Source organism: Ruegeria sp. AK4 (assembly GCF_056541025.1).
The window spans coordinates 1-1,468 of sequence record NZ_JBQFXS010000065.1 but is presented as its reverse complement, the minus strand read 5'-3'; the positions used below and the strand labels follow the sequence as shown (position 1 = coordinate 1,468).

General features: G+C 56.8%; 1 protein-coding gene. It reads right to left on the bottom strand.

Annotation, left to right across the window (positions count from 1 at the left end):
- Positions 1-74: 74 nt before the first annotated feature.
- Positions 75-1,201, bottom strand: a protein-coding gene (locus ACR0EZ_RS25860; protein ID WP_170790453.1) for an IS3 family transposase whose coding sequence is annotated in 2 segments (ribosomal slippage) — positions 75-937 and positions 937-1,201 — 1,128 coding nt in all. Because the reading frame shifts where the segments join, the coding sequence is not laid out codon by codon here.
- Positions 1,202-1,468 lie beyond the last annotated feature (267 nt).

Below are 1,468 nucleotides of genomic sequence, written 5' to 3'. Positions count from 1 at the left end.
GCTGAAGATCCCTGATGTCTTGATTTTCAAGAGCTCGAGATGGATGGCCTGATTTGACTGGTCCGACTTGATTGTTAGTGCATGACTGGCCTCGGGTCCATCTGGACGATGGTTTCAGGAGCTGGTGGCCGATAGCCGAGAGCGCTGTGGGGCCGCTTAGTGTTGTAGTGTTTCCGCCAGCCTTCGATGATAATCTGAGCCTCCCTCAGCGAGTAGAAGATCTCTCGGTTCAGAAGTTCATCGCGGAACCTGGCATTGAAGCTCTCCACATAGCCGTTCTCCCAAGGGCTGCCCGGTTCGATGAAGGCCGTCCTGGCTCCCACGGCTTCGATCCATGCTCGGACGTCTTTGGCAACGAACTCGGGGCCATTGTCGCTGCGCACAAATGCCGGCGGCCCTCTCAGGATGAAGAGATCGGTGAGAGCGTCGATCACGTCGGTCGAGTTTAGCTTCCGCTTCACTGTGATTGACAGGCATTCCCGGCTGAACTCATCGAGGATGTTCAAGGTACGGAACGCCTTGCCGTCGTCAGTGCGGCAATGCACGAAGTCGTAGCTCCAGACATGGTTGCGGTGCTCAGGCTTCAGGCGGATGCATGATCCGTCGTTCAGCCAGAGACGGCTCTTCTTTGGTTGCTTGCGTGGCACCTTCAGCCCCTCCCGCTTCCATAGCCGCTCAACACGGCCGACGCTGACCTGCCAGCCCGCATCTCTCAGCAGAACGGCGACGCGGCGGTAACCGTAGCTGCCGTATTGCCGGGCCAGTTCAATCATGTCCGCGACAAGCCGGTCTTCGTTTTCCCGGCCTCGGGGAGAGTACCTTTGCGTCGATCGATGCTGCCCCAGCACCCGGCAGATCCTGCGTTCTGAAACCTTCATCCTACTTCGGATCAGGTCGATGCAGGCACGCCGGCGGGCGGGGCTCAGAAGTTTCCCCGGGCTGCTTCCTTAAGGATTAGCTTGTCCAGGGTCAGATCCGACACGGCTTTCCGAAGCCGTTCATTCTCTTTCTGGAGCCGTTTGAGTTCCTTAAGTTGGTCGGTTCCCATACCGCCATACTGCTTGCGCCATCGGTAATAGGTCTGCTCGGTAATGCGCACTTCGCGGATCGCATCCACGCGCTGCATACCCTGGCCGACAAGCACATCAACCTGCCGTAACTTCTGAACTATCTCCTCGGGCTTGTGCCGCTTGTTTGCCATTCTCTGTCCTCCGTTCACTATACATAACGGTGGACCTAGTCAGATGAGGCATTCCACTATCGTTAGGACGTCAATTTTGCGGATGTTCGGCAAAGGCCAAATCCTACTCCCGCAACCAAAACTCTCAAACGGATATCAAACACTTAGCGCCACAAGAGGCGCTTTTTGCGTGTAGGGCGGATTCGCCCGGTGCTACAATGGTTGGCCCGATTTGACCGGTCCGTGTGACACAACCTTTGCTAGATCAGCAGATGGGGTCGCTCCAAG